Here is a 23,921-nt window from a genome sequence, read left to right on the forward strand (position 1 = left end):
CGTTAAACCTGGCGGCCCGGATTAGCGAATGGGCTTTTCAAACTCTCCGGTAACTGACTCAAGGGGCTGCGCGCGCAGGCGAGCCTGGAAGTTGTCAAACTGTGCTGCGATCAGCGCCACCGTTTCATCCCACTCGCTCTCCTCGCGTTGGCGCATGGGATACAGAAGAAAAGCCGTGGTGACCGATTTAGCATCATTATCAATCTGATAGCCGGGTATGATACTGAACAGCGGGAGATCGTAGCCCGCATTAACCCGATCCCAACACGCCTGCATAAATCCCGCAGCAAGATCCTGGTGAGTTCCTACCCGGTCGATCAGTTCAGGGTCAAACGGCGCTTCAAAGACCACTTCCCAACCAAGACTTGCATGGTTAAGCACACGGAACAGACCGTGACGCTCCAGCGCCTCAACCAGCGAATTGCGTGCCTGATGCAGACTGACGAGATAATCTGCGTAGCCAGCGCGACCCAGGCGGCGAAGGTTGATCCAGGCGGCGAGGATCCCCTGACCTGAGCGCGAGTTTTCAAAAGTATAGCGATAGGCGCGAAATTTCCCCGACTGAAAATCGGTTTCGTCGTAGTGATAATGACCGTCACCGAGCAGGTCCATAAAATGTCGCTCCCGACCGACAAAGAAGCTGCTGGCATACGGGCACAGGCCATCTTTGTGAAAGTCGACGCCGAGTGAATCAAACCCGTCTAAACCCTGTAGGCGTTGCCCCACTTCGGCAATACGCTTTCTGCTACGCGGGTCGTCCACAGCCTGTAGCTGCGGCTTTTGACCCACCGGGTTAAGGCTCAGATACAGCCAGCCGATGACGCTGTCTAAATGCAGCCAGGGGCGCTGCTTGACATTACGCTCACGCATGAATACGTCGACAATGTCACCTATCTGCCGCGTATCTTCACAGTTGAAATTAATGGTGGTTCCGCCGCAGCAGACAATAGCGGCAACCCGACGCCCCCGATCGTGCTGTTGCTTGAGGATGCGCAGCAACGCCGTGCCGCACATGCGGCCGCTGCCGTTACCGGGCACGCGCAGGCAGTTGTCTGAACCCAGTCCCAGCAGGCTGGCGGCGTGCTCCACGCAGTAATGTGAGCCTTCGCTGCACAAAATCACCGTATCGCCCGGCAGCCCCGTGCGTAACGATCCCGGGTCGAGGCGGCTCAGCGCTGATTTAATGGCGTACATAATGGTGAGTTTGCCACCGCTACAGGATATGCCCATCGCCTGCGGCCAGCCAGCCCACCGCCCGATACAGCGGGCCACCTTTTGTTCAATAAGCAGCGACTGGCCGCCGAATACGTCCATCAGGCTATTGATATTGTAGGCGGTTGTTAGCCATGCAGCCGCCGTTGCCTCCCTGCTCGGTGCCGGAACCATGTTAAACAGGGAATGGCGCGACTGAGGGCGGATCGCGCCCTCAAAGTAGCGAGCGACCTCGTCGAACAGCTCGCCATCTTCGGCCGGGCTATCTCCCAACTCGCCTTCAAGTTCTTCCAGCCAAGAGAAGGTTCGCGCCGGGTACTTTGGGCCAGGTCTGGCAAGCCCTGCGGGGGCAAAATCCAGTTCAGGTAGCCTCGACTGGGCGGCGCGCGCGTGCTCCTGTACATGACGGGCTAAATCCTGCGTGAAGTCGATCACTGCCTGTAAGGTTTCTGATTCGGCTGATAAAGGCTGTTTTACAAGGTGCTGTAGCATACTGGGGGCATAATTCCGTTTATCTGGTGAAAAGAGTGGCGGGTGCATCAGTGCGAAGAGTGAGGTAACAGTATCCGTTTATCCCGTCCTGCGGCGGGCTGATAATTTTCAGGCTATGACGTGTTGCCTGCTTGTGGAGCCTGATGCCAGGCGCAAAGATGGCATGCAGAAGCTGGGAAATATTTAGCGAAAGAAGTCAAAACGTCATACCTCAAAAGAATAATAACGTGATGATACCTTAAATCCATTTAACTATTAAGGTTAATATTTTCTTATGCTTTTTAATCAGCTTTAATGCAATCGTCATCGCAAAGAGATAGAAATAAGCAAAACGGGGAGATTATCAGGTTGGCGTGCAGGAGTTGGGATCAGTAGAGCGGAATGAGAACAGGGGGCGATAGGTTCGCCCCCTGAATCGGTTATGCCAGCTTGCGCATTACCAGAGTGGCATTGGTGCCACCAAAGCCGAAGCTGTTAGACATCACGGTGGTCAGCTGGCGCTCAACAGGCTGAGTCACGATATCAAGGCCTTCCGCAGCCGGATCCAGCTCATCAATATTGATACTTGGTGCCACGAAACCGTGCTCCAGCATCAACAGTGAGTAGATCGCTTCCTGCACGCCAGCAGCACCCAGTGAGTGACCGGTCATTGCTTTAGTGGCTGACATCGCTGGCGTTTTTTCCGGGAATACGGCACGGATAGCGCCCAGTTCTTTCACATCACCCACCGGTGTTGAGGTGCCGTGAGTATTCAGGTAGTCGATTGGCGTGTCTACGCCTTCCATCGCCATACGCATACAGCGCATTGCACCTTCACCTGATGGTGCCACCATATCCGCGCCGTCAGAGGTCGCACCATAGCCCACGATCTCAGCATAGATATGTGCGCCGCGCGCCAGCGCGTGCTCCAGCTCTTCAACCACCACCATGCCGCCGCCACCGGCAATGACGAAACCATCGCGTGCGGTGTCATAGGTGCGGGAAGCCTTTTCCGGGGTTTCATTGTATTTGGTCGAGAGTGCGCCCATCGCATCGAACTCACATGACATCTCCCAGCACAGCTCTTCGCCGCCGCCAGCAAAAACGATGTCCTGTTTGCCCAGCTGAATCTGTTCAACGGCGTTGCCGATACAGTGTGCAGATGTCGCACAGGCAGAACTGATGGAGTAGTTAACGCCGTGGATTTTGAACGGTGTTGCCAGACAGGCTGAAACGCCGGATGCCATCGCTTTGGTGACCATATACGGCCCCACGCCACGCAGGCCTTTAGCGCGCATGCCATCAACGCTGGCCGCCTGGTAGAACGGCGAACCGCCGCCGGAACCAGCGACCAGCCCCACACGTGGGTTGTTCTGGTACTGCTCGTCGGTCAGACCGGAGTCTTGCACCGCTTGCTGCATGGAAAGGAAAGCATAAACAGACGCATCGCTCATAAAACGCAGCATTTTGCGATCGATTCGCGCTGAGATGTCTTCTTTGGATAACTTAACGTTACCCCAGACGTGACTACGCATGCCGGAATCTTTCAGTTCCTGCGAGAAGGTAATACCGGAGCGCCCTGCACGCAAGGATGCCAGAACCTCTTCCTGGTTATTACCAATACTGGAAACGATCCCTAAGCCAGTAATCACAGCACGTTTCATTCAATACCTCTTCCACTTCTTCTATTAGGATTCGAGAGGCACTTTAGCTTACAGTTGTACGCCGAACAAGTCCGATCAGCATATTAACTGTGTAAATTTGCGTAGGACCAATCTCATCGTTAAAATCTTGCCACTGCCTGATCCGTGAGCCTTTGCCGTGAAAACAGCCCCAATAGAGTACGCTGAGCTAAGCTGGAATGAACGTGGTACACCTGTATCCCGAGCATTTGATGACGTCTATTTTTCTAACCAAAATGGTCTTAAAGAGACGCTGCACGTGTTTCTCGCCGGCAATGGCCTGCCCGATCGCTTTTCTACCCATCCGCGTAGCCTGTTTGTGGCTGCCGAAACAGGATTTGGCACCGGGCTGAATTTTCTCGCACTCTGGCAGGCATTTAACGACTTTCATCAACAGCAGCCGGATGCCCCGCTTCAACGTTTGCACTTTATTAGCTGTGAAAAGTTTCCTCTTAGTGCCAGCGATCTGGCAGCCGCCCACGCCAGCTGGCCCGAGTTGGCATCTCTGGCCCACCAGCTGCACCAACAGTGGCCTGTCGCGCTGCCGGGCTGTCACCGTTTGCTGCTGGATGGCGGGCGCGTGACGCTCGATCTGTGGTTTGGTGATGTTAACCAACTTATTCGCACTTTTGATGACACGATGGATCGGCAGGTCGACGCCTGGCTGCTGGACGGCTTTGCGCCCGCAAAAAACCCGGAGATGTGGACTGCGGAGCTGTTTGACTGCATGGCACGGCTGGCGCGCCCCGGCGCGACGCTGGCCACCTTTACCGCCGCCGGATTTGTGCGGCGTGGCCTGCAACAGGCCGGGTTTGAGATGAGCAAACGTAAAGGCTTCGGGGAGAAACGTGAGATGCTGACAGGCCGATTGCCGGAGCCTGTCAACACCCAAGCTCATACGCCGTGGTACGCACGCCCCGCTGCTGAAGGTGATGATATCGCCATCGCCGGGGGCGGTATTGCCAGTGTATTGCTGGCGCTGGCACTGCTGCGGCGCGGTAAAAAGGTGACGCTCTACTGTGCTGACGCCAGTCCGGCGCAGGGGGCTTCCGGCAATCGACAGGGGGCGTTATATCCGTTGCTTAACCAGCATGACCCGGCGCTGGCGATCTTTTTCCCCGCCGCATTCACCTTTGCACGCCGGTTTTATGACCAGCTGGACGTGACGTTTGAACACCAGTGGTGTGGTGTGACCCAGCTGGCATGGGATGAAAAGAGCGCTGAAAAAATCAGTAAGATGCTGCAAATGGATCTGCCAGACACGCTGGCGGCGGCTGTTACCACAGAAGAAGCCGAAGCGCTGTGCGGCGTGGAAACCGGCTGCGGTGGCATAACCTATCCGCTGGGCGGCTGGCTCTCTCCCGCCGAACTCACCCGCGCCCTGTGGCAGCTGGCCGAACAGCAAGGGGCAAAATTGAACTGGCAGCATGACATCGCTCAGCTTGCGCCACAGGCAGACGGCTGGCAGCTGAGCTTTACCACGCAGCCTGCCACCACTCACCGCAATTTGGTGCTGGCCACCGGTCATCTTCTGACGGCATTTGCACAGAGTGAGAAACTGCCCGTCAATGCGGTAGGCGGACAGGTGAGCCATGTGCCGACCAATGATACGCTGGCAGCGCTGAAACAGGTGCTGTGCTATGACGGCTATCTCACCCCGGTCAGTGCTCAATTTCAGCAGCACTGTATCGGAGCCAGCTATCACCGTGGCAACGCCAGCACCGACTATTGTGCCAACGACCAGCAGGAGAACCGCGAGCGGCTGATGCGTTGCCTGCCAACAGCAGAGTGGCCTGGGCAGATCGACGTCAGCGGCGCAGAGGCGCGCTGCGCCGTGCGTGCCGCCACCCGCGACCATCTGCCGATGATCGGCGCATTGCCGGACTACGCGGCCACGCTTGAACAGTATGCCGACCTGGCGCAGCAGAAACGGCAGGCTCAGTCTGCGCCTGTGCATAAGGGGCTGTTTGTGCTGGGCGCGTTGGGTGCGCGCGGACTGTGTAGCGCCCCGCTGGCGGCGGAGGTGCTGGCGGCCCAGCTATGCGCGGAACCGCTCCCGCTGGATCGCGCCACGCTGGCAGCCACCAGCCCTAATCGCTTTTGGATACGCAGGTTGATAAAAGGCAGGGCGCTGAACTGACATTCTTTGCGCATGAGCGCTACAGACCACAAATTCACTTAACTGAAGCGCCAGAAATAACTTAAAACAGCAAGAAAATGCCCCAGGCTGGTTAAGGGGCATTTTTGTATCCTACACGGGCGATCGCTGGCAGCGGATCGGGTGAGAATTAAGACGCCTTACGCGCTTGCAGGAACAGGTTGTCCCACATGCCGATCACCAGCGCCTGGTCACGCGGTGACAGTTCCCCGGCCTGGATGGCGTTTTGCAGGCTTCTTTGTACCTCAATCTGCAACGCTTCCGGGGTATGTTCGCCGGTCAGCTCCAGCTCGGCGACCGCAAGCGTTAAGTGACCACGCAGATAGCCGCCCGCGAAAAGCTCGTCATCACTGGCGTGATCCACCATGTCATCAATCAGGCCCAGAATGCGCGCCTCGAATTCATCGATCATAAATTTCCTCTGTAAACGATTCGCTCCGCGCTTAACACAGATCTTCCGGCCAGGAAAACTGTGCCGCCGTCAGCGGTGGAGTTGAGTAAAACGAGCGAAGTTCAGCAATCAAGCGCGCCGGGCGAGGAGGAATGCCCTTTTGCAGATACGCCATCACCTGGGCATGAACCTTACGCTGAAACGCGATACGATCCGGCTCGCAGTCACCTTCAAGGTTGTCACAACTGACGTTGAAGGCAAAACCGGCGGCAACACTCAACAACCATTCCAGCGCCTGAGGTTTAATTTCGACCGATTCAAACTGCCCCTGGGTCGCCGCATCGCGGCCGTCCGGGCAGTACCAGTAGCCAAAATCCACCAGCTTACGACGCGCCTCACCGGCAATGCACCAGTGGGAAATTTCATGCAGCCCGCTGGCATAATAGCCGTGGGCAAACACCACCCGATGCCACGGAGAACTGTCATCCGCCGGAAGATAGATCGGCTCATCGTCGCCTTTAATCAGGCGGGTCTGGAATTCATCCATAAAGCAGCGATCGAAGATGTCGATCAGGTCCTGGTAGTGATGTTGCGTGCTCATAGCCGTCTGTCGTTAAAGTAAAAAAACGCGCAATTGTCGCATTTTGCCCGCCGCGTTTCGAGCACTATTCTGCGGTAAAGCCCGGCAGTCACAGCGCATGCAGCCAGGCGGCCAGCTCTGCACCGTGGCTGTCATACAGCAGTTTGGCGCTCATCACCGCCGAGACAATCACAATCATCGGGCGGATCAGCTTCTGGCCTTTACTTAATACCATTCTGGCACCAAGACGCGCACCGCAAACCTGGCCTGCCAGCATCACCAGCCCGACCAGCCACACCACTTTGCCGCCCAGCATAAACAGCAGCAGGCCGCCGAGGTTAGAGGTAAAATTCAGTACTTTGGCATGCGCGGTCGATTTCGCCAGGTTATAGCCGCACAGCGTCACAAAGGCCAGCGCATAGAATGACCCCGCACCGGGGCCGAAAAAACCGTCATAAAAACCCACACAGCCACCGGCCACCAGGGCAAACGGCAGGCCATGCAGGCGGCGCTGGCGATCTTCTTCTCCAATGCGCGGCATCAACAGGAAGTAAAGTCCGATGGCAATCACCAGCAGCGGCAACAGCTGGCGCAGAACATCGCCCTGCACATGCTGAACCAACAGCGCACCCACCAGAGACCCCATAAAGGTCAAGGCAATATTCAGCCACTGCTCGCGCAAATTTACCGCTTTACGGCGGATAAAGTAGAGGCTGGCGGAAAACGATCCGCCAACCGATTGTAGTTTATTGGTTGCCAGTGCCTGGGCAGGAGAAAGCCCCGCTGCCAACAGAGCGGGTACCGTCAGTAATCCACCGCCTCCGGCAATCGAATCGATAAAACCCGCGAGCAGAGCCACCAGAAACAGTACGCACAATAAACCCGGCGCAACGCTAAGCCATTCCATTTAAACGCCTTACAGTTGATGGGTGTCCAACAATGCCTGACAAGCAGACGGCAGCGGCGGCGGTTCGCGCTTCACCGGCGGTGTGCTGCCCGGTTTTGGCGGCGCGAACCAGCTTTGCAGTTCAGCGCCGCAGCCGTCGCCCGGCGGCGGTGCAGGCTGATCTTCACACTGCACACTGCCCGCCGGACAGCGTAAACGCACATGCATATGCGCACGATGCTGGAACCACGGCCGTACCTTGCGCAGCCAGGCGCGATCGCTTCCGGCATCGGTACACAGCTGCTGTTTAATCGCCGGGTTAACGAAAATGCGCGTAACGTCGTTATCCTGTGCCGCCAGTTTGATCAGGCTGTCGATCTCCGGCTGCCAGTGACGCGCCACCACATTTTTTCCGTCGGCGGTCACCAGATCCAGCGGCTGGGGTTTAAGCAGCATCTGCTGGCTCCAGCGCTGTTTCGGCAGCTGCAACCAGATATCGACATCAAGGCCGGACTGATGGCTGGCATGGCCGCTGCTAAAACGCCCTCCTGCCGCCATCCCCATATCCCCGACCAGCACCTCTCCCAGCTTTTGCTGCTGGCTGCGGTGACTGAGACGCTGGATAAAAGCGATCAAATCGGGATGACCAAAAAAGCGCCGCTGATCGGTGCGCATCACCTGATAACCCGCCGCATCCAACGGCAGCGGCTGCGCCCCGATAATGCAGCCATTGGCAAATTCCCCTATCGACTGCGGCGTACCTGCAATCGGCTGGCGGATGGTCTGCCACGGCGTGGCGGCCTGCGCTACCGTGGCGCTTATCAACAGTGCGCACAGCGCTGTCAGCGTCTTCTTCATCTGTTACCCGCGAGGCATATCGACATGAACGTCGGCATTTTGCGCACGATTACGCAGAAGATGATCCATCAACACAATGGCCATCATCGCTTCCGCGATGGGCACCGCGCGAATGCCGACGCAGGGATCGTGACGTCCTTTGGTAATCATCTCCACTTCTTCGCCGCTGCGAGTAATGGTTTTACCCGGTACGGTGATGCTGGAGGTCGGCTTCATTGCCAGGTTCGCGGTCACCGTTTGGCCGCTGCTGATCCCGCCGAGGATGCCGCCCGCATGATTGCTCTGGAAGCCGTTCGCGCGTATTTCATCGCGGTGCTCGCTGCCACGCTGGTTGACCACGGCAAAACCATCACCGATTTCAACGCCCTTCACCGCGTTAATGCTCATTAGCGCATGGGCCAGATCGGCATCGAGACGGTCAAACACCGGTTCACCGAGGCCAACCGGCACATTTTCCGCCATCACCGTGACTTTAGCCCCGATGGAGTCGCCCTCTTTCTTCAAAGCGCGCATCAGTTCGTCCAGCGCATCCAGCTTGTCCACATCCGGGCTGAAAAAGGGGTTCTGCTCAACCTGCTGCCAGTCTTTCAGTTCACAGACCACGTCCCCCATCTGCGCCAGATAGCCACGGACTTTGATGCCATGCTTCATATCCAGGTATTTTTTAGCAATCGCTCCGGCCGCCACGCGCATTGCCGTTTCGCGTGCTGAAGAGCGGCCACCGCCACGATAATCGCGGAAGCCGTATTTACCGTCGTAAGTGTAATCCGCATGGCCAGGACGGTAGAGTTCTTTGATCGCACCGTAATCCTGCGAACGCTGGTCGGTATTTTCGATCAGCAGTCCGATACTGGTTCCAGTAGTGCGTCCTTCGAATACCCCGGAGAGGATTTTCACCCGATCCGGCTCACGGCGTGGCGTGGTGTAGCGTGAAGTGCCAGGGCGACGGCGATCGAGATCGTGCTGTAAGTCATCCTCGGTCAGCGGAATGCCAGGGGGGACGCCATCAACGATGCAGCCGAGAGCGATGCCGTGGGATTCACCAAACGTCGTGACCCGAAATAGTTGTCCAATGGTATTACCCGCCATGCTGGCTCCTCGCGAAAATTAGTCTCAGTCTTTATAAATGTTAAAGTGATGCTGTGCGTCGATAAGCTGCTGTCGGGTCAGCATAAATACGCCATCACCGCCATTTTCAAATTCCAGCCAGGTGAATGGAACATCCGGGTACTGCTCGATAAGGTGCACCAGGCTGTTGCCCACTTCGCAGACAAGCACCCCCTGTTCGCTCAGGTAATCCGCCGCACAGCCCAGAATACGCCGCGCCAGCGTCAGTCCATCATTGCCCGCCGCCAGCCCCAGCTCCGGCTCATGGCGGTACTCGTCCGGCAGGTCATCCATATCATCAGCATCAACATACGGCGGATTGGAGACAATCAGGTCATACTGTGTTTTCGGCAACTCGCGGAACAGGTCGGAGCGAATGGGCGTCACATGCTGTTCAAGACCGTGCGCGCTGATATTCTGCTCGGTCACCGCCAGCGCATCGTCGGAGATATCCACTGCGTCAACCTCAGCCTCTGGGAAAGCCCAGGCACAGGCAATCGCAATGCAGCCGCTGCCGGTACACATATCCAGAATATGTCGTGGCTGATGGCTAATGATCCCGGCAAAGTGTTGTTCAATCAGTTCGCCAATGGGTGAACGCGGCACCAGCACGCGCTCGTCGACATAGAATTCATGGCCGCAGAACCAGGCCTTATTGGTGAGGTAAGCCACTGGAGTACGGTCGCTAACCCGGCGGATCACGCGTTCAACGATGCGCTGGCGCTCGCTCAGGGTAAGGCGCGCGGTGCGCATATCTTCCGGGATATCCAGCGGCAAATAGAGGGTCGGGAGCACCAGCTGGACGGCTTCGTCCCAGGGATTATCGGTGCCGTGGCCGTACCAGATATCAGCGGCAGCAAAGCGACTGACCGACCAGCGCAACATATCCTGAATAGTATGCAGTTCACTGACTGCTTCATCGACGAGAATTTTGTCCAAGGTGCCCTCCGCAGGCCGTTCTGTTAAACCCGGGCGCTAGTTTGCCACGAAGCCGACAATAATTCAGCGCAGGGGGATGAAAAAGCTGAGATTTGTTTTAGCCTGAAAGGAGGAAAAGGTAGACTGACCGTATCAAATTGATCGAATGGCCATTGACGCCATCCGATAATTCGCCCCCCAGAGAGTAGCGATCGCCAGAAATGAGTAAAAAAGAGAAGCTTAGTGCGGAAGAAAAGGCGCTGTTTCGCGGGCTAATGAGCGGGACGCGCCAGCTGGCACAGGACACGATTGTCCACAAACCGCCGCGCAAAAAATTCAATCAGGTGCCGGTAAAGCGCCTGTTGTCGGAGCAGATGGATGCCAGCCACTATTTTTCCGATGAGTTCCAGCCGCTGCTGGCAAGTGAAGGTGCCGTGCGATATGTCCGCAGCGACGTCAGCCACTACGAGCTGAAAAAACTGCGCCGTGGGGATTTTACACCGGAGATTTTTCTCGACCTGCATGGTCTGACACAGAAGCAGGCAAAACAGGAGCTGGGCGCGCTGATTGCCGCCTGCCGCCGCGAACATATTTTCTGCGCCAGCGTGATGCACGGCCACGGAAAGCACATTCTCAAGCAACAAACCCCGCTGTGGCTGGCACAACATCCGTGGGTGATGGCTTTTCATCAGGCACCTAAGATGTTCGGCGGCGACGCCGCGCTGCTGGTGCTGATTGAAGTGGAAGAGTGGTTACCGCCGGAGCTACCGTAACGGGGAATTTTAATAAAGAAGGCTGACGCAGGGCCGACCGGGAAAAGGATCGCGCCCTCGCGTTTGCATTACATGGCTTTGGCTAATTTTGCCGGAGAGACCTGCCATTCCAATTCACCCGCCGCGTTATCGGTATTGAAATCAATACAGGCGATGGCAGAGGTAGCAAACATCGGCGGCGTTTCCTGTGGGCAAAGTTCCGATACCAGATAGCCCACCAGCGGCAGGTGAGAGATCACCAGCGCCGACTTCACCCCTTCGTTCGCCAGCACCTGTAAATAGCAGGCCACCTGCTTCGGGTCACCGCCTGGCGTCAGTTCCGGCAGTACATCCTCACCGTCGGGCAGAAGCAGCGCTTCACGCACCGTGATTAGCGTCTGCTGCGCACGCAGATAAGGGCTGACTAACACCCGCTCGATGTCAACCGCCTGGTCGTTAAGCCATATCGCCATCTGACGAGTTTCATCACAGCCGCAGTGAGTCAAAGGTCTGACCGAGTCGCTTACTGCTTCTAAAGCAGCATCGCCGTGACGCATTATGAAAACTTGCATATAGCACCGCTGTAGTTAAACAAAAACGCCGGAGAAAACGCTATCCGACTCTTCATTCTGAGAATGAACGCTGTGTTGTACCCCAATGCCTTGACGGGAGTCAACCGATCGTTTACTTAATGAGCGCCAAATGTCTTTCCCCGATCGACCAATTCCCTACACTCCCTCAGGCTAACCCGCTGAATCACTGGGGTTGTCACATTTCACTTCATTTATATAAAAAGTCTCTTGTCGGGCTGCCATTTTCAGCAGCAGGGAACAAGGTGCAAAGCGAGGCCCGTGTTGTTGCATAAGCATAGTTAATCTGTTGGTCACTTCACCGATGCCCAACTGGTCCATATAGCGGAACGGCCCACCGAGAAATGGCGGAAAACCGATGCCAAATACCGCCCCAATATCACCATCGCGCACGCTGGCGATCCCCTGCTCTTCCAACGTGCGTGCCGCCTCATTTAACAACATCATTACACAGCGCTGAGAGACATTCTGTGAACTAAGATGATGTTTCACGTTAACGGGCAGCAGGCGGTACAGCGTGGTGTCGACGCGCTTTTTCCCACCTTTATTGCGGTACAGATAGAATCCACGCCCATTTTTGCGCCCTTTACGGCCATCCTGCCACAGCGCGTCAACCCCTGCCGGTAATGCAAAGCGTTCGCCCCATGCCTGTTGGAGAACAGGCATAATATGCGTACCCACATCCAGGCCGACCTCATCCAATAATTGTAACGGCCCAAGCGGAAAACCAAACTGCACCAGCGCCCGGTCGATATATTCAATCGGCTCTCCATCGCGCAAACAATGCAGCGCTTCGATGATATAGGGTGCCAGAATGCGATTGACGTAGAAGCCAGCCCGGTCGGCGACAACGATCGGCGTCTTGCCTTGTTTTCGCGCCAGCATCACCGCCGTGGCGATGGTCTGTGCAGAGGTGCCTGCATGTGGGATCACCTCCACCAGCGGCATTTTGTCCGGTGGGCTAAAGTAATGCAGGCCGATGACGTTCTCTGGCCGCTGCGCGGCGGCGGCAATATCGGCTATCGGCAAAGAAGAGGTGTTGGAAGCAAACAGCGTATGCGCACTACAGTTTGCTTCGACTTCCTTCACCATTTTCTGCTTCAGTGCGAGATCTTCAAATACCGCCTCGATCACCATATCGCACTGCCGGAAGCCCTGATAGCGGGTGCTGCCGGTGATCAACGCCATCTGCTGCTGGCGCTGTGCCGCACTCAGGCGGCGGCGCTTCACCGCCTGAGTCAGAACCTGCCAGCTGGTTTTCAGCGCATGGTTAATGCCGCTGAAATTGACGTCTTTAATACGTACCGGCAATCCGGCACGGGTGGCGGTGACGCAGGCTATACCACCGCCCATCAGGCCGCCGCCCAGTACACCAATGCGTTTCAGTGGATAAGGTTCAGCGCCGAAGCCCTCTTTTTTCAGCGCGGTGGTGGCAAAAAACAGACTGCGCAGTGCGGCAGATTGCGGGGTCATCACCAGTTCACCAAACGCCTGCGCTTCGGCTAAATAGCCACTTCCGCCGGGCGTCAGCCCACGGCGCACCACGCTAAGAATTTTTTTCGTCGCCGGGTAGTTACCGTGGGTTTTTGCCTGGATCTGGCGCTGCGCCAGGGTAAACAGCAGCGCACGCCCAGCCCTGCTGGTTAACAGCCGCTCGCCCAGTGGGACACGTTTCGCGGCCGCACGCGGTTTTAGCACCTGCTGCACGGCAGCTTCCAGCAAAATAGCAGGTGACACCGCATCGTCCACCAGACCGCAGCGTAAAGCGGCGCGGGCATTGAGCGTTTTACCCGTCAATATCATATCCAAAGCCACCCGGATGCCCGTCAGTTGCGGCAACCGCTGCGTCCCGCCGGAACCCGGCAGCAGTCCCAGCTGCACTTCAGGCAGGCCAAGTCGGGTTTTACCATCCAGCGTACAGATGCGGTAATGGCAGGCCAGCGCCAGTTCAAGCCCCCCGCCCAGGCAGGCACCATGAATGGCCGCAACCACCGGAAACGGCAGTGCGGCTATCTCCGCCATCGCCTTTTGCCCGGCCTGAGCCAACTCAGTCGCCTGCTGTGTACTGTGACAGGCGGCGATCATGCTGATATCCGCTCCGGCAATAAAACTGTCGGGCTTGCCGGAAATCAGTACCAGCCCGGCCAGATGCGGGTTGGCCCGCGCCTGCTGGATCAGCGCCAGAAGATCTGCGGCAAATTCAGCTTTCAGGGTGTTAACCTTCTCATCGGGCACATCGATGGCGATCACGCCAACCCCATCAGGGCGCAGAGTCAGAGTCAATGCAGAGGGCAGATTCATTATTCCACCTCCAGAACCATAGCAGCACCCAGCCCGCCCGCAGCACAGGCGGTCACCAGCCCCAGCCCGCCACCTCGTCGGCGTAGTTCATTCAGCGTTTGGGTGATCATCCGCGCCCCGGTAGCGGCAAACGGATGGCCATAGGCGATGGAGCCGCCCAGCACATTGAACCGCTCCAGATCCACCTCCCCCAGAGCCTGCGGACGATTCAGCACCTCACGGGCAAAACGTTCATCGGCAAACATTTTCAGATTCGCCAGGGTTTGCGCCGCGAAGGCTTCATGCATATCGATCAGGCTCAAATCGGCGAGCGTGATCCCGGCGCGATCCAGCGCCAGCGGTGAAGCATAGGACGGCCCCAGCAGCATGTCCCAACCTACATCAATGGCGGTGAAAGCATAGCTGCGCAGAAAGCCGAGTGGCACAATATCCAGCTCCCTGGCGCGCGATTCCGTCATCAGGATCACCGCCGCCGCGCCATCGGTGAGCGGCGTACTGTTAGCAGCGGTCACCGTGCCATGACGGCGGTCAAACGCCGGACGCAGACGTGCGTAATCCTCTGGTTTTGACTCGGTGCGCACGTTGTTATCCTGTTCGAATGGCTGTTTCCACGGCGGTACGCAGGCGGTCATCACCTCGTCATTCAGCAAGCCCTGCTGCCAGGCGCTGGCAGCACGCTGATGAGAACGCAGAGCCAGCGCATCCTGCTGTTCACGCGTGATCCCGTAGCTTTTCGCCATCTGTTCGGCACTGTCGCCCATACGCAATCCGGTGGAGTATTCGGCTACCGCTGGCGCTACCGGCAGCAGATCGCGCGGGCGCAGCTGGCTGAACAGCTTTAGCTTTTGTGCAAGGCTACGCGTTTTACTGACATCAACCAGCAGCCGCGCCAGCTTTTTGCTGACGCCTATCGGCAGCACCGATGATGAATCTGCCCCTCCGGCGATCCCTGCCTGAATATTTCCGACCGTCAGACTTTCCGCCACGTTGGCCACCGCCTGAAAACTAGTGGCGCAGGCGCGGTTCACGCTCCAGGCATCGGTATGCACACTCAGAGTGCTGGCAAGCACGATTTCACGGGCAATGTTGGGCGCTTCCGGCATCTGTACCACCTGACCAAACACCAGTTGTTCAATGACCTCGGGGGGGATTTCGCTACGTGCCAACAGCTCAGTGACCACCATGCATCCCAGCTCCAGTGCCGGAATACCGTGGAAGGCCGTCGCCTGACGGGCAAATGGAGTACGTAACCCGTGGGTGATGGCGATACGCTCACCCTGACGCGTCAGCAAAGGTAACGCTTTGCTCATTTTTCTCACCTGTATCCTGTCGATAAACGGCATCACTGCCAAAGAGGTCTGACCTGATCAGTGTTAACCAGAATGTCGGCGGATGCCATGACGGCAGGAGAAAAGTGCGGGAGAGGACACGATTAAGGCGGAGGAAGCACCTCCTCCGCCGCGCGTTTAGCGCAGGCCAAGCTGGAAAATCATCGTCTCCGCCTGGCAGCTAAAGGTGAAGTGGCATTCCAGCTGGATACCCGCCGATGTCTGATGAAACTGGCTATCAATCAGGCAGGGTTCGGATTCTACCGCACGCGCTTTAGCCGTCAGGTTTCTCAGCATCGCCTCGGCCTGATCCTGATGTTGAAAGTCCTGGCGATAGCTCGCCGTGCAGTCGCTGTTATCCAAAATGGTGCCGACATCCACACAGCAACAGGCAGCGGTCTCACGGGTACTACAGCGTTTAATGGCATCAGTCATAACTCCTCCGGCTTGCCGTCATTGATCGGGCGGCAGATGAATTTAGCAGGATCTCAGTTTACGCCCGGTACTATTGTGGCTCCAGCGATGAACGGCTTGCGGGCGCTATAGTGATGAAAATCACACTATTGTTTGATGCAAAACAAACCCGCAGGACTCACGGCAAGACTAAATGTAATTTTTTTGTTAAGCAGATCTCTTTTCCAGAAACAATTTACCCGAATCAAAAAAACGTTATTGCAACTTCCTTACTGGTCATACCTATACTGGCTCAACTGGTCTGATTTGTTAACAGTCTATCAGTCCCTACAATTTCCGCTTTTTGTTACTCACGGTAACAGATATTAATAATAATCAGATAATGAGGTTATGGTTATGAACCATAAAAACCTGTTTGCTCAATCTGCCCTTGCAGCGGCAGTGGCGTTAGTTTCTTCCCATGCCATCGCGGCGGGCTTTCAGCTAAACGAATTTTCAACCATTGGTTTAGGCCGTGCCTATTCCGGTGAAGGGGCAATGGGAGATACTGCGGCTTCCGCCAGCCGCAACCCGGCCACAATGGCCTTAATGGATCGCCCGATGTTTTCTGTCGGCGGTGTCTTTATCGATCCGGATGTCAATATTGACGGGCAGTCCGGCTCGGGTAACAGCCTGAGAGCCAACAACATTGCCCCAACGCAGTGGGTACCCAATATCCACTATGTTCAGCCCATCAATGACCAATGGTGGGTGGGCGCTTCTGCTACCAGCAACTATGGTCTGGCAACCGAGTTTAACGATGGCTATGCAGGCGGCCCGTTTGCCGGCAAAACCGATCTGATGACCATGAACCTTAACCTGAGCACAGCTTATCGCCTCAACCAGCATTTTAGCTTTGGCATAGGTTTTGACGCCGTGTACGCACGGGCAAAAATCGAACGCACTATCGGAGAACTCGGGGCGTTATTACCCGCTTACGGCCTGCCTGCTGCGCCAGCAGATACCCAGATTGCCCATCTTAAAGGTGATGAATGGGGATACGGCTGGAATGCCGGGATTCTGTACGAACTGGACGATAATAACCGCTTTGGCCTAAGCTATCGCTCTGAAGTTAAAGTCGATTTTGACGGTGATTACCGCAGCGCGATCCCGGTGGCGTATAACGCGATTGGCTCGCAGTTTGGCTTACCGACGGGCACCGGCGGCAATACCATTCCCGGCTCACTGTCGCTGCATCTGCCAGAAATGTGGGAAGTCTCCGGGTATCATAAGGTCGCGCCTAAATGGGCGGTACATTACAGCATGGCCTATACCAGCTGGAGCCAGTTCCAGGAGCTGAAAGCGACCGGCAGCAATGGACAGGAGCTGTTCTACAAAGATGAAAGCTACCACGATGCGTGGCGCATCGCGCTGGGGACCAGTTACTTCTACGATGAAAATTGGACCTTCCGTACCGGGATTGCATTCGATGACAGTCCGGTTCCGGCAGATAAACGCTCCATTTCCATTCCCGATCAGGATCGTCTGTGGTTAAGCGCCGGCACCTCCTATGCCTTCAATGAAAATGCCTCGGTCGATGTGGGCATCTCTTATATGCACGGTCAGAAGGTGACGATCAAAGAGGGCAACGATCCGGTTGCCAGCCTCAAGAACGGTCAGCCAACCCCTTATGTCTTTAACTCCAGCGGCAAAGCCTGGCTGTACGGCGCGAGCTTTAACTATAAGTTCTGATCCCGCCCAACATCGCAGAAAAAACCCCGCATTTCGCGGGGTTTGTTATGACGCATGATTTACTGCGAATCAATTATTGCGAATCAATGTCGCCGAGATCGTTTTGGATCGCCGCCGCATTGGGGTTTTCCTGCGGGATTAACTTGCCATCGCTGGCGAGGAAATCATGATGCTGGAAGTAGGCTGCGCGAATAAACGCATAGGGATCATTTGAGTTTCTGACCACGGCGTCCGAGTCCAGCAGCTGGGCACGGGTTTCAATGCCTTCCACCACCCACTTACCGGCAGACATCCACCATGTCAACCAGCTGAACGGCGGATAAAGATAATCCACCATCCCGCCCACGTCTTCACGCGGCGTAAAGCCACCATAACCCGGGATTTCTACATAGGTGCCGTAACCTACGCCGTAGTGACCGAGGGTGCTGCCGAAAGCGCGGTTCTCTTCTTTTGCCAGTTTCGGGTTAGCCATGCTCGCCACGTCAATCAATCCCCCCATCCCTAACAGGGTATTCAGGAAGAAGCGGTTGAAGTGAACCATCGCCTTATAGGGATTTCCTTCGATGAAATAGTTGACCATTGAGGCAGGTTCGCCGAGGTTACTGGTAAAATTGCTCAGTCCGTTACGGGCAGGAAGCGGTAAATAATCACGCCATGCCACCGCAACCGGGCGCACAACATACGGATCCAGAACATTGTAGTTAAAATTGAACATGGTCCGGTTGAAGCCTTCCAGCGGATCGGAGCGCCCTGCTGGTTCATCAGCCGTTGGCGAACTGGCACAGCCCACCATCAGTACGCTTGCCAGCGCTAAGCCCGTCAGGCGATAGTTCATAGTTGTCTCCCAGTCCTGCTTTTTGTGAATTCTCGCCCGCTATTGTCGGTTTATGTCAACGGCAAGCTGCTGCTGACCCGCGAAGGGTGTTACCGCACTCAGTCCGAACCAGTCACCCGGTTGCGGCGTCGCGCTGCCGTCGCGCGAAATGCGTACGCGCACCTGTAGCTGGCGCTGCGCGGATAACAAGCGCTCCGGCATCATGGCGTTACTGTCGTCCAGCGTGAGTGATAAAGGAAAGTGACTCAGCGGCACTTTTTTCACCGCCACGGGGATCGGCGAGTGGCCATCAGTCACAGAAATATACAACACTCCGCCCGGCTGTAACATTTTTTCTGCCGCATTTGATAACCCGATGGTTAAAGCCAGCTGATTATTCTGTAAACCCGACGCGCTTTTGGCCTCGGCGATACTGCGCCGGATCATGGCGACCCGCCCATCTTCAGGCGGTAACAGCGGCAACATTTTTTGCCAGCCGGTGATTGCCCGGGCGTAATTTTGCAGACTGAAGTCATTAAATGCCAGTAATCCCAGCAGCCGTAGATTACGATCATCATGGCTGAGCATTTCGTTCAGCATGGCACTCGCCTGGCGGTTATCCTGCGGGTCACTTGAGCGGGTCAGTACTTCCGCATAGCTTAGCCGCGCTTCAGCATTGGTTGGTGCCAGTTGCAGCGCGCGCCGGAAAGCCTGCGAGGCGGTAGTAGCATTGTTGAGTAACATGCCGAGGTGTCCGAGCAACATCCAGTCGTTAACATTATCAGGGGAATGCTGTAGCTCACTGCGAACACCCAGCGCCAGTCTTGCCAGCTGCTCCATCGTCAACGGACGAGCATTGGGGTCCATCGCCTGGGCGCGCAGCGCGGGCAGCTGGTTTTGTACCTGTTGCCAAACCATCAGCTGTTGCAGGCCCCCGGTCTTCAAGTAAATGCCGAGACTCACCAGCAGCAAGGCAACAACCCCCGGCAGCAATGCCCAGCGGCTTATCGGGTGTCGTTGCGCGGCGGGCTGTTCGGGTATGTCGAGCAGCAGGGTTTGTTGCAGCTCACGCACCATTTCCGGCCGGCCGTCGACCACGCCCTGCGCCTCATCGTCTTCCAGTTCACGCAGACGCTGATGATAAAAGCGCTGATTTAACGTATCGCGATCGGTGGTTGCGGCGCTGCCGCGACGATTGCCCGTCAGTAACACCAGCGCGCTGGCCGCCGCCAGCAGCAGCGCAATGGTTAGCCAAAATCCGCTCATGGTTGCTTCCCATTTTTGTGCAACAGCGCATTAAGCCGCCGTTGCTGCTCTGAGTCCAGTACAGGCGCTGTTCGCCGCTGGCGGCTGCGCAGAATAATCACCAGCGCACCGATGATGACAAATAGCAGCGGGCCAGCCCAGAGGATCAAGGTTGATGGAGTAAGCGGCGGCTGGTAGGAGACAAAATTGCCGTAGCGCGCCACCATATATGCTTTGATCTGCTCTGGCGTCTGCCCGGCGCGCAGCAGCTGATACACCTTGAGCCGCATATCCCCAGCAATCATCGCATTCGAGTCGGCAATGCTGTTGTTCTGGCATTTAGGACAGCGCAGCGATTCAGTAAGATGGCGGTACTGTTGCTCCTGGGCAACGGAGTCAAACGGGTAAATATCAATGTTGTCGGCCTGCGCCAGAGCGCTAAACAGCAGCGCCAATAGCAGGATCAGGTAGCGCTTCATGCTCCCCCCTCCTGACTGTATTTCTGCCACAGCGGTTTCACCTGCTGGTTCCACACCCGCTCATTCAGGTCACCGGCGTGGCGATAGCGAATAATGCCGCGTCCGTCGATAAGGAAAGTTTCCGGTGCGCCGTACACGCCGAGATCCAGCCCGAGCATGCCATCGCCATCATAGAGGCTTAAAGCATAAGGATTTCCCAGCGTGTTGAGCCAGTGAATGGCTTTCTGACGATCGTCCTTATAATTCAGCCCCACCACGCGCACACCTTGGGCGGCCAGCGAGTTGAGGTACTGATGTTCCGCACGGCAGGTCGGGCACCAGGTCGCCCAGACGTTCAGCAGCAGCGGTTTACCGTCCTTCAGCACCGACCGATCGAAGGTTTTACCTGGCTCATTCAGCGACTCCAGCTTAAATACCGGCACCGGCTTTCCCAGCAGCGCCGATTCCAGGCGCGTCGGATCGTCGCCGTCGGCATTGCGGTTAAGCTGCCATAACAACGTGGCGGCCAGCAGCAAAAACAGTACCAACGGAATATAGAGAACTTTCTTGCTCATCGCGCTTCCTTAGGCGTTTTGTTACGCGTACGGTAGCGCGGGTCCAGCAGGCAGAACACGCCACCCAGCGCCATAAACACCCCGCCAAACCAAATCCAGCGTACAAAAGGTTTGTAATAGAGGCGTACCGCCCATGAGTCACCGTCCAGCTCTTCGCCCAGTGCAGCATAGAGATCGCGGGTAAAACCACCGTCAATCGCCGCCTCCGTCATCATGGCGCGCGCCACGCTGTAGTAGCGTTTTTCAGCGCGCAGCGTGGCTTCGTAATGACCGTTGCGCGTGACGTCAATCAGGCCAACGCCGCCGGAATAGTTTGGCCCCTGTAGGCGGTCAACATCGCGAAACGTAAAGTGATAATTGTTGATATCCACGCTGTCCCCAGCCTTCATACGCACATCGCGCTCGACGCTGTAGTTCTGACTGAAGGCAATGCCAATCACCGTCACCGCCACGCCGAGATGGCCCAGCACCATGCCCCAGTGGCTGCGCGACAGATGGCGCAAACCGCTGAAGAAGCGATGACGGTGGGTGGCGCGTTCGTGCAGCTCCATCAGCGTCAGGATAATCACCCACAGCGCCATCAGCAGCCCCACGACCGTCATCGCCTCAATGCGATCCTGCATTAGCCACGGCAGCAGGATCGACAGTAGCAGCGTCACCACCAGCGCCAGCCCCAGCCGTTTCCACAGTTTCTGCGGCTCATCACGACGCCAGCGCACCAGCGGCCCGATGCCGAGCAGTAGTGCCAGCGGCGCCATCAGCCAGGTGAAAAGCGTATTAAAGAACGGCTCGCCGATGGAGATCGTGCCAAGACCGAGCTGTTTATGCACCAGCGGCAGCAGCGTACCCAGCAACACCACCAGCATGGCAGCCATCAGCAGCACGTTATTCCCCAGCAGGAAAGATTCTCGCGACCAGACTTCATTCTGTACCCGGCTGCGCACCTTGCCGCCCTTAATGGCGTACAGCAGGAGCGATCCGCCGATGACGATAATCAAAAAGGCGAGAATAAACATGCCGCGTGCCGGATCGGAGGCAAAGGCGTGTACCGACACCAGCACCCCGGAGCGCACCAGAAAAGTGCCTAACAGGCTGAGGGAAAAGGCGGTAATCGCCAGCAGCACGGTCCAGGCTTTAAAGGTGCCGCGTTTTTCAGTGACGGCCAGCGAATGGATCAGCGCCGTACCGGCCAGCCACGGCATAAATGAGGCGTTTTCTACCGGGTCCCAGAACCACCATCCGCCCCAGCCGAGTTCGTAGTAAGCCCACGCAGAGCCCAGCACAATGCCGATAGTCAGAAAGACCCAGGCGGCCGTCGTCCACGGACGCGACCAGCGAGCCCAGGCCGTATCCAGCCGCCCGGCTAACAGCGAAGCGATCGCAAAAGCAAACGCCACCGAGAAACCGACGTAGCCCATATACAGCAGCGGCGGATGGAAGATCAGCCCAATATCCTGCAACATCGGGTTGAGATCGCTGCCATCAATGGGAAAATTCGGTAACGTGCGGCTAAACGGGTTAGAGGTCAGGGTGATAAACAGCAGAAAACCGAGATTAATCATGCCCATTACCGCCAACACGCGAGCAATCGCCTCCAGCGGCATAGTGCGGCTAAGCAGCGCCACCGCCAGCGTCCAGCCGCTGAGCAGTAAGACCCACAGCAGCAGCGAGCCTTCATGCGCTCCCCAGGTAGCAGCAACACGATAATAAACCGGCAGCAGCGTATTGGAGTTAGTGGCCACATAGGTGACGCTGAAATCATTCACCACAAAAGCGTGCACGAGGATCAAAAAGGCAGCGGCGATGCAGGCAAACAGCGCGTATGACAGCGGCCGTGCCAGCCCCATCAGCCGCAGATCCTGACGCGCCGCGCCCCATAGTGGATAGACGCTAAGCAGCAGTGACAGCGCCAGCGCCAGGCACAGCAGGAAACTACCAATCTCCGGTATCATGACGGCCTCGCGCTGTTATCGCCGACGACCTGAGCAGGCTGATTCTTTTTCATGGCATCTTCTATTTCCGGCGGGGTATATTTTTCATCGTGCTTCGCTAATACCTCTTTGGCGATAACGTGAGTGGCGTCCTGTAATACGCCCTGCGCCACCACACCCTGCCCTTCCCGGAACAGATCTGGCAGGATGCCATCATAGCTGACGCTAATCACTCCGCTGGCATCATACAGTTTGAATACCACCTGCAAGGTATGCGGATCGCGCTTAACGCTGCCCGGCATCACCATACCGCCCACGCGCAGGCGCTGGCCCGCATCCGGCTTTTGCTGCCGATCCCCTTTACCATTGATAATTTCACTTGGGGTATAAAACAGATCGATATTGGAACGCAGGGCGTACATCACCAACGCCGTTGCCAGCCCCAGTCCGACCAGCACCAGCATCACCAATATCAGGCGATTTTTGCGACGGGGATTCACGCGCGATCTTCCTTAGCGGCCTGCGCCGCCTTTTTTTCTTTTACCGCACGGATGCGCTGCTCACGCGCCTGACGCTGGCGGATGTCGGCCAACAGACGACGGCGCTGCCAACAGGTATGCACCAGCAGCACAGCAAGCGGGATCAGGGTACAGGCGACGGCCAGCCAGACGTAGAAGGCATAGCCCCCCATCGCGAAGAAAGCCTGCCACGAAGAGAAAGCGGGCGTCATACTTTTCGCCCTCTCTTCGCGGCCAGCTCTGACACCCACGGGCGATGACGTTCAGCCTGTAGCAGCAGGTTACGCAGGCGCATCAGCGTCAGGGCAATAAACACCAGCAGATAGCCGAGCACCGACCAGCGCAGCGGCGTGCGCATGCTGGGGTCGATAGCCTGCTGTAACACGCCGGAAGAGCCCTGGTGCAGGGTATTCCACCACTGCACCGAGTAGTGGATCACCGGCAGATTGACCACGCCAACCAGGATCAGAATACCGGCAGCTCGGGCTGCCATACGACGATCGTCGACCGCGTGATACAGCGCTATCGTACCCATATAAAGGAACAGCAGCACCAGTTCGGAAGTCAGACGCGCATCCCAGATCCACCAGGTTCCCCACATCGGTTTCCCCCAGGCGGAGCCGGTGACCAGCGCGATAAAGGTGAACACCGCTCCAACCGGAGCCATCGCCATTGCAGCGAGGTCGGCGGTTTTCCACTGCCACACCAGCCCGATCAGCGCGGCAATCGCCATCGATGCATAAATGCCCATCGACCACATCGCGGCAGGAACATGGAGGTAAATAATGCGATAGCTGTTGCCCTGCTGATAATCAGGGGGAGCAAACCCGAACCCCCATCCCCAGCCGAGCAGCAAGGCTGCTACGCCAGGAATGGCAAAACACGGCACAAAACGCCCGCATAACTGATACAGCCGCTCCGGCTTGCCCTGTTGATGTATCCATTTCCACATTATTATCTTGCCCACAATAAAAGTTAATCCGTGCGGTTAATTCAGTGAC

23 protein-coding genes are annotated in these 23,921 nt (G+C 56.8%); 3 read left to right on the forward strand and 20 right to left on the reverse strand.

What is annotated here, in order from left to right; all coding sequences use genetic code 11:
* Positions 1-21: 21 nt before the first annotated feature.
* Together EPIR_RS11860 and fabB are read right to left on the reverse strand one after the other, a co-directional pair.
* Complete coding sequence (locus EPIR_RS11860) at positions 22-1,704, reverse strand: pyridoxal phosphate-dependent decarboxylase family protein (RefSeq protein ID WP_048697436.1); 1,683 nt, start codon at positions 1,702-1,704, stop codon at positions 22-24.
* A gap of 419 nt (positions 1,705-2,123) precedes the next feature.
* On the reverse strand, positions 2,124-3,347 hold the full coding sequence (gene fabB, locus EPIR_RS11865; protein WP_023655653.1) for a beta-ketoacyl-ACP synthase I: 1,224 nt from the start codon (positions 3,345-3,347) through the stop codon (positions 2,124-2,126).
* A gap of 157 nt (positions 3,348-3,504) precedes the next feature.
* Between fabB and mnmC the strand changes: the two genes are divergently transcribed.
* Positions 3,505-5,505 (forward strand): bifunctional tRNA (5-methylaminomethyl-2-thiouridine)(34)-methyltransferase MnmC2/FAD-dependent 5-carboxymethylaminomethyl-2-thiouridine(34) oxidoreductase MnmC1, encoded by a 2,001-nt coding sequence (mnmC, locus tag EPIR_RS11870; RefSeq protein ID WP_023655654.1) that lies wholly within the window; start codon positions 3,505-3,507, stop codon positions 5,503-5,505.
* A 148-nt stretch (positions 5,506-5,653) separates the two neighbouring features.
* Here mnmC and EPIR_RS11875 read toward each other — a convergent pair whose 3' ends face one another.
* From EPIR_RS11875 to prmB, 6 genes are all read right to left on the reverse strand, one after another.
* Complete coding sequence (locus EPIR_RS11875) at positions 5,654-5,935, reverse strand: YfcL family protein (protein ID WP_023655655.1); 282 nt, start codon at positions 5,933-5,935, stop codon at positions 5,654-5,656.
* 31 nt (positions 5,936-5,966) lie between these two features.
* Positions 5,967-6,515: an elongation factor P hydroxylase gene (locus tag EPIR_RS11880; RefSeq protein ID WP_023655656.1), complete on the reverse strand. Its 549-nt coding sequence runs from the start codon at positions 6,513-6,515 to the stop codon at positions 5,967-5,969.
* Positions 6,516-6,603: 88 nt separating this feature from the next.
* Complete coding sequence (locus EPIR_RS11885; protein ID WP_023655657.1) at positions 6,604-7,401, reverse strand: sulfite exporter TauE/SafE family protein; 798 nt, start codon at positions 7,399-7,401, stop codon at positions 6,604-6,606.
* Positions 7,402-7,410: 9 nt separating this feature from the next.
* The gene (gene mepA, locus EPIR_RS11890) at positions 7,411-8,238 is read right to left on the reverse strand and encodes a penicillin-insensitive murein endopeptidase (protein WP_023655658.1); all 828 of its coding nucleotides are present in this window, start codon (positions 8,236-8,238) and stop codon (positions 7,411-7,413) included.
* 3 nt (positions 8,239-8,241) lie between these two features.
* Positions 8,242-9,327, reverse strand: coding sequence for a chorismate synthase (gene aroC / locus EPIR_RS11895; RefSeq protein WP_023655659.1), 1,086 nt, complete (start codon positions 9,325-9,327; stop codon positions 8,242-8,244).
* A gap of 24 nt (positions 9,328-9,351) precedes the next feature.
* Positions 9,352-10,284 carry a 50S ribosomal protein L3 N(5)-glutamine methyltransferase gene (gene prmB / locus EPIR_RS11900; protein ID WP_023655660.1) on the reverse strand — a complete coding sequence of 311 codons (933 nt, stop codon included), beginning with the start codon at positions 10,282-10,284 and terminating at the stop codon, positions 9,352-9,354.
* Positions 10,285-10,484: 200 nt separating this feature from the next.
* On the opposite strand from prmB, the gene smrB reads away from it, so the two are divergent.
* Positions 10,485-11,036, forward strand: coding sequence for an endonuclease SmrB (smrB, locus tag EPIR_RS11905; protein ID WP_023655661.1), 552 nt, complete (start codon positions 10,485-10,487; stop codon positions 11,034-11,036).
* Positions 11,037-11,104: 68 nt separating this feature from the next.
* Here smrB and sixA read toward each other — a convergent pair whose 3' ends face one another.
* The 4 genes from sixA to EPIR_RS11925 form a co-directional block, all read right to left on the reverse strand.
* A complete protein-coding gene (gene sixA, locus EPIR_RS11910; RefSeq protein WP_023655662.1) occupies positions 11,105-11,587 on the reverse strand; it encodes a phosphohistidine phosphatase SixA in 483 nt (160 codons plus the stop codon).
* 171 nt (positions 11,588-11,758) lie between these two features.
* Entirely contained in the window at positions 11,759-13,906 is a 2,148-nt protein-coding gene (gene fadJ / locus EPIR_RS11915) for a fatty acid oxidation complex subunit alpha FadJ (RefSeq protein ID WP_023655663.1), read from the reverse strand.
* Positions 13,906-15,216 carry an acetyl-CoA C-acyltransferase FadI gene (gene fadI / locus EPIR_RS11920; RefSeq protein ID WP_023655664.1) on the reverse strand — a complete coding sequence of 437 codons (1,311 nt, stop codon included), beginning with the start codon at positions 15,214-15,216 and terminating at the stop codon, positions 13,906-13,908. Before fadI ends, fadJ begins: the two co-directional genes overlap by 1 nt.
* Positions 15,217-15,372: 156 nt before the next feature.
* A complete protein-coding gene (locus EPIR_RS11925; RefSeq protein ID WP_023655665.1) occupies positions 15,373-15,669 on the reverse strand; it encodes a YfcZ/YiiS family protein in 297 nt (98 codons plus the stop codon).
* 375 nt (positions 15,670-16,044) lie between these two features.
* Here EPIR_RS11925 and fadL point away from each other — a divergent pair, with 375 nt between their 5' ends.
* Positions 16,045-17,379 carry a long-chain fatty acid transporter FadL gene (fadL, locus tag EPIR_RS11930; RefSeq protein WP_023655666.1) on the forward strand — a complete coding sequence of 445 codons (1,335 nt, stop codon included), beginning with the start codon at positions 16,045-16,047 and terminating at the stop codon, positions 17,377-17,379.
* Between the two features lie 73 nt (positions 17,380-17,452).
* On the opposite strand, the gene mlaA is transcribed toward fadL, so the two are convergent.
* Genes mlaA through EPIR_RS11970 form a run of 8 tightly spaced genes read right to left on the reverse strand, consistent with a single transcriptional unit; the run spans position 17,453 to position 23,872 of the window.
* Positions 17,453-18,214, reverse strand: coding sequence for a phospholipid-binding lipoprotein MlaA (gene mlaA, locus EPIR_RS11935; protein WP_023655667.1), 762 nt, complete (start codon positions 18,212-18,214; stop codon positions 17,453-17,455).
* 39 nt (positions 18,215-18,253) lie between these two features.
* The gene (gene ccmI, locus EPIR_RS11940) at positions 18,254-19,459 is read right to left on the reverse strand and encodes a c-type cytochrome biogenesis protein CcmI (protein ID WP_023655668.1); all 1,206 of its coding nucleotides are present in this window, start codon (positions 19,457-19,459) and stop codon (positions 18,254-18,256) included.
* Positions 19,456-19,917: a cytochrome c-type biogenesis protein gene (locus EPIR_RS11945; protein WP_023655669.1), complete on the reverse strand. Its 462-nt coding sequence runs from the start codon at positions 19,915-19,917 to the stop codon at positions 19,456-19,458. The genes ccmI and EPIR_RS11945 overlap by 4 nt, the downstream gene beginning before the upstream one ends.
* Complete coding sequence (locus EPIR_RS11950) at positions 19,914-20,471, reverse strand: DsbE family thiol:disulfide interchange protein (RefSeq protein ID WP_023655670.1); 558 nt, start codon at positions 20,469-20,471, stop codon at positions 19,914-19,916. Before EPIR_RS11950 ends, EPIR_RS11945 begins: the two co-directional genes overlap by 4 nt.
* Positions 20,468-22,423: a heme lyase CcmF/NrfE family subunit gene (locus EPIR_RS11955; protein WP_023655671.1), complete on the reverse strand. Its 1,956-nt coding sequence runs from the start codon at positions 22,421-22,423 to the stop codon at positions 20,468-20,470. The genes EPIR_RS11950 and EPIR_RS11955 overlap by 4 nt, the downstream gene beginning before the upstream one ends.
* Positions 22,420-22,902, reverse strand: coding sequence for a cytochrome c maturation protein CcmE (gene ccmE, locus EPIR_RS11960; protein ID WP_023655672.1), 483 nt, complete (start codon positions 22,900-22,902; stop codon positions 22,420-22,422). Before ccmE ends, EPIR_RS11955 begins: the two co-directional genes overlap by 4 nt.
* Complete coding sequence (gene ccmD, locus EPIR_RS11965; protein WP_023655673.1) at positions 22,899-23,132, reverse strand: heme exporter protein CcmD; 234 nt, start codon at positions 23,130-23,132, stop codon at positions 22,899-22,901. The genes ccmE and ccmD overlap by 4 nt, the downstream gene beginning before the upstream one ends.
* On the reverse strand, positions 23,129-23,872 hold the full coding sequence (locus EPIR_RS11970; protein ID WP_023655674.1) for a heme ABC transporter permease: 744 nt from the start codon (positions 23,870-23,872) through the stop codon (positions 23,129-23,131). The genes ccmD and EPIR_RS11970 overlap by 4 nt, the downstream gene beginning before the upstream one ends.
* Positions 23,873-23,921: the final 49 nt, after the last annotated feature.

Source organism: Erwinia piriflorinigrans CFBP 5888 (assembly GCF_001050515.1).
GTDB classification, from domain to species: Bacteria; Pseudomonadota; Gammaproteobacteria; order Enterobacterales; family Enterobacteriaceae; genus Erwinia; species Erwinia piriflorinigrans.

What these genes read in the sequence shown, in the direction of transcription:
- mlaA (WP_023655667.1), bottom strand. Translation starts at nt 18,214, where the DNA reads ATGAACTATCGCCTGACGGGCTTAGCGCTGGCAAGCGTACTGATGGTG.
- EPIR_RS11945 (WP_023655669.1), bottom strand. Translation starts at nt 19,917, where the DNA reads ATGAAGCGCTACCTGATCCTGCTATTGGCGCTGCTGTTTAGCGCTCTG.
- EPIR_RS11925 (WP_023655665.1), bottom strand. Translation starts at nt 15,669, where the DNA reads ATGACTGATGCCATTAAACGCTGTAGTACCCGTGAGACCGCTGCCTGT.
- aroC (WP_023655659.1), bottom strand. Translation starts at nt 9,327, where the DNA reads ATGGCGGGTAATACCATTGGACAACTATTTCGGGTCACGACGTTTGGT.
- EPIR_RS11880 (WP_023655656.1), bottom strand. Translation starts at nt 6,515, where the DNA reads ATGAGCACGCAACATCACTACCAGGACCTGATCGACATCTTCGATCGC.
- fadJ (WP_023655663.1), bottom strand. Translation starts at nt 13,906, where the DNA reads ATGAATCTGCCCTCTGCATTGACTCTGACTCTGCGCCCTGATGGGGTT.
- fadL (WP_023655666.1), top strand. Translation starts at nt 16,045, where the DNA reads ATGAACCATAAAAACCTGTTTGCTCAATCTGCCCTTGCAGCGGCAGTG.
- fabB (WP_023655653.1), bottom strand. Translation starts at nt 3,347, where the DNA reads ATGAAACGTGCTGTGATTACTGGCTTAGGGATCGTTTCCAGTATTGGT.
- ccmD (WP_023655673.1), bottom strand. Translation starts at nt 23,132, where the DNA reads ATGACGCCCGCTTTCTCTTCGTGGCAGGCTTTCTTCGCGATGGGGGGC.
- EPIR_RS11955 (WP_023655671.1), bottom strand. Translation starts at nt 22,423, where the DNA reads ATGATACCGGAGATTGGTAGTTTCCTGCTGTGCCTGGCGCTGGCGCTG.
- EPIR_RS11885 (WP_023655657.1), bottom strand. Translation starts at nt 7,401, where the DNA reads ATGGAATGGCTTAGCGTTGCGCCGGGTTTATTGTGCGTACTGTTTCTG.
- sixA (WP_023655662.1), bottom strand. Translation starts at nt 11,587, where the DNA reads ATGCAAGTTTTCATAATGCGTCACGGCGATGCTGCTTTAGAAGCAGTA.
- fadI (WP_023655664.1), bottom strand. Translation starts at nt 15,216, where the DNA reads ATGAGCAAAGCGTTACCTTTGCTGACGCGTCAGGGTGAGCGTATCGCC.
- ccmI (WP_023655668.1), bottom strand. Translation starts at nt 19,459, where the DNA reads ATGAGCGGATTTTGGCTAACCATTGCGCTGCTGCTGGCGGCGGCCAGC.
- EPIR_RS11950 (WP_023655670.1), bottom strand. Translation starts at nt 20,471, where the DNA reads ATGAGCAAGAAAGTTCTCTATATTCCGTTGGTACTGTTTTTGCTGCTG.
- smrB (WP_023655661.1), top strand. Translation starts at nt 10,485, where the DNA reads ATGAGTAAAAAAGAGAAGCTTAGTGCGGAAGAAAAGGCGCTGTTTCGC.
- EPIR_RS11970 (WP_023655674.1), bottom strand. Translation starts at nt 23,872, where the DNA reads ATGTGGAAATGGATACATCAACAGGGCAAGCCGGAGCGGCTGTATCAG.
- mepA (WP_023655658.1), bottom strand. Translation starts at nt 8,238, where the DNA reads ATGAAGAAGACGCTGACAGCGCTGTGCGCACTGTTGATAAGCGCCACG.
- EPIR_RS11860 (WP_048697436.1), bottom strand. Translation starts at nt 1,704, where the DNA reads ATGCTACAGCACCTTGTAAAACAGCCTTTATCAGCCGAATCAGAAACC.
- EPIR_RS11875 (WP_023655655.1), bottom strand. Translation starts at nt 5,935, where the DNA reads ATGATCGATGAATTCGAGGCGCGCATTCTGGGCCTGATTGATGACATG.